We start from the raw sequence: 2,934 nt of genomic DNA, 5'->3' as shown, positions 1-2,934 counted from the left end.
TAAGATCTGGTGAATCGTGATTTTATGAAAAAGCAATCTATTCACATTGGCACATCGGGCTGGTCCTACCCCCATTGGAAGGAGAACTTTTATCCTGAAGAGATAAAAATGAAGGGTTGGCTCAACTATTATTCCTCGAATTTTTCGACAGTCGAAATCAATTCCACTTTCTATCGCATACCTTCAATTTCGACTGTGGAAAAGTGGACTGCTCAAGTTCCTAATAATTTTTTATTTTCCATTAAAGCGAGTCAATACATCACGCATCGTAAAAGATTGCATGAATGTGAAGAAAGTTTAGCCTATTTTTATCAGACCATTCGGCATTTTAAAGAAAAAATGGGACCTATCCTTTTTCAACTTCCTCCATCCTTTAAAATGAATAAGGAGCGCTTGGTGGATTTTATTAGTCTTTTGGAAAAAGATCTTCCTTGCGTCTTCGAATTTAGGAATGAGACTTGGTACAATGACGACATCTATGAATTGTTAACTAAAAATAAAATCGCTTTGTGTATCACAGATCTTAATGGGCGTTTGTCACCAGAAGAAATAACAGCACCTTTCACATATATTCGCTTGCATGGTCCTAAAGAGGCCTACCAAGGCTCTTATGGGTCATCTCAATTAAAAGCATGGAAAAAGAAGATCGACAAGTGGACAGAAAAGACGGTGGTCTATTGCTATTTTGACAATGATGAAAAGGGTTATGCCATTGAAGATGCGAAAAACTTGCAAAATGATTTTCAAAAGAGCTCAAAAATTGTTACAGCAAGATATTGAATTAAACAAGAGTATCTTGAGCTTTACAAAGAATTGAAAGAATCTGTCCATCAATCTCCAGCAGTAAGAAATGGTTACTTACCAGAAAAAATATTCAAACCGGTCTCGGCCCAATTGCAATTTGTCAGCCTAGTGTAAGGCATAGAGACGATGGTAAGTTCAAGTGCGATTCAGCAACCTTATTTGCGAAGGATACAAAGTATAGATACTGTTATTCCTGCTTTGCATCTTAAAGGAATATCCCACCCTGGATTTTCCGAAAGCTTTAGAGGCAATTTAGGGAGAAAATGCTAAAGGACCAAAATTGGCTTAAAAGTGATTTATTCGCAAAAAGGCATGTTTATATATGGGTGGCTGGGATTTATTTTAACATTCGTTTAGAAAAGATCGACTTTGCGTTCTAGTTCTGATAAGTGCTTTAGGGAATGGAAATAAAGAACTTATCATGATCCATGATGGGCACCGAGAAAGCAAACTGTCTTGGAAAGAAGTTTTGCAAAATTTAAAACATCGAGGCCTCAAAGAATGACCTTGCTATTGGAGATGGAGCACTTGGTTTTTGGGCGCTTTAAATGAAGAGTTTCCAGCAACAAAGCAACAAAGGTGTTGGGTGCATAAAACGGCTAATATTTTAGATAAAATGCCAAAAATGTTCAAAAGTATGCCAAAGAAATCATTCATTAAATTTATATGGCTCCAAGAAAAATGGATGGACTAAAAGCTTTTGAGAAGTTTATAAGGACGTATGAATCAAAATATCCAAAAGCCTACGAATGTTTGAAAAAGGATAAAGATCAATTATTTAGCTTTTATGATTTTCCAGGCATGCATGGGCAACATATAAGAACAACGAATCCAATCGAATCAACATAGGCACCGCACACGACAAACCAAAGGCTGTGGGTCCAGAACAGCTACACTTGCCATGGTTTACAAGCTTTCAATGGAAGCACAAAAGCGATGGCGAAAATTAAAAGGTCATGAGTTGATTAGCAAACTGATTTTGGGTGTGCAGTTTAAAGATAGGGAAGAAGTCTTTAACATGAAATACATAGCTTAATTTTTAACAAGTTGGATGCGCTATTAGATACTCAAAATACAACATTTGACAATATCTCAAGAGTCACAGCCTGTATTCACAAACTTTTTGATCATTGTTACGCAGAAAAATTGACAAATTCGACTTATCATAGGCTCATTTTAATAAAATGGTTCTCAAAGCTTTTTTTATTTCTTATCATTGGTTTAATCCGTCACTCTAGCAGAATCTTCATCTTCTTTTATTAGCTTTTGTACTTTTGGATTGTATGTGCTAATATCTGGGTTATAAATACAAATCGTGATTTCTTTCTGATAATTTTCATTGGACAAATGATAGTGATCGGAAGGAGGATTTTCTTCCAGAAGCTGTTTCGCGTATCCAATAAGCTGCTCGATCTCGCTCCTCGTTAATAAAATTGTTATACCATCTAAATTTTTTTCTAAGTCTTCATCAAAAATGTACATAAACTTACCTTAATTATGAGGGACATCAGTAGGATATATTCTTGGGCCAACCCATTCCCTAAAAATATGAAGAACTTCTGGTAATTTGAGGGGAGCGCAACGTCCTTCAAACTTGCTATTCTTAACAAAACATATTAACCAATCATTTGCTGACTCGTAATCTTTTTCAATTTCTTGAAAATTTTTACCTTCTAATTCAGTACCTTTAAAATTAATAGTAATAGACCATCCGGGATTATCAATTGTTTCAATATGTATGCCACATTTATGCTCCCAATCTCCATCGCACTGATTATTATACCATTCTAAGATCCACAAAAAATCATCTTTCATAAAAATCCTTTACCTTTGAATCCTCCTCTATTTCAGCGGACCTGACTCCCCCTGGACAAGACGCTTCATGAACGTGAGGTGCATCTATGTGTTAGTCTATAAATTTCGTAATGACTTATTCCAGTTAGAGGATTTTTTTCTAATCTCCTAGCCTGGCGATCAAAATTTTTAAAACAAACTCTTTTGAGGCCATAAGGACTTCATTTTCAGCAAATTTATTAAAAAACTATTATTCATCATTTTTTATTAAGGTTGTCGATCTTTCGTTGAATCCAGTCAAATTATTTTCATCATAAATACAAACCGTTAATTCTT

3 protein-coding genes and 1 pseudogene are annotated in these 2,934 nt (G+C 35.1%); 2 read left to right on the top strand and 2 right to left on the bottom strand.

Annotated features, from left to right (window positions below):
* The first annotated feature begins 24 nt into the window (after positions 1-24).
* Entirely contained in the window at positions 25-780 is a 756-nt protein-coding gene (locus tag AB7E63_RS13275) for a DUF72 domain-containing protein (protein WP_241209004.1), read from the top strand.
* Positions 746-1,840 (top strand): annotated as a pseudogene (locus AB7E63_RS13270) (IS256 family transposase); the annotation flags it as partial. The gene AB7E63_RS13275 and the pseudogene AB7E63_RS13270, both read left to right, overlap by 35 nt.
* Positions 1,841-2,025: 185 nt before the next feature.
* Here AB7E63_RS13270 and AB7E63_RS13265 read toward each other — a convergent pair.
* Both AB7E63_RS13265 and AB7E63_RS13260 read right to left on the bottom strand, forming a co-directional pair.
* Positions 2,026-2,286, bottom strand: a complete 261-nt coding sequence (locus AB7E63_RS13265) for a hypothetical protein (protein ID WP_013924815.1) — start codon at positions 2,284-2,286, stop codon at positions 2,026-2,028.
* A gap of 9 nt (positions 2,287-2,295) precedes the next feature.
* Positions 2,296-2,619 (bottom strand): immunity 53 family protein, encoded by a 324-nt coding sequence (locus AB7E63_RS13260; protein ID WP_013924816.1) that lies wholly within the window; start codon positions 2,617-2,619, stop codon positions 2,296-2,298.
* Positions 2,620-2,934: the final 315 nt, after the last annotated feature.

It is taken from the genome of Parachlamydia sp. (assembly GCF_050255895.1).
Taxonomy (GTDB): domain Bacteria; phylum Chlamydiota; class Chlamydiia; order Chlamydiales; family Parachlamydiaceae; genus Parachlamydia; species Parachlamydia acanthamoebae.
The sequence above is the reverse complement of the archived record's forward strand: the minus strand, read 5'-3'. Positions and strand labels throughout refer to the sequence as shown.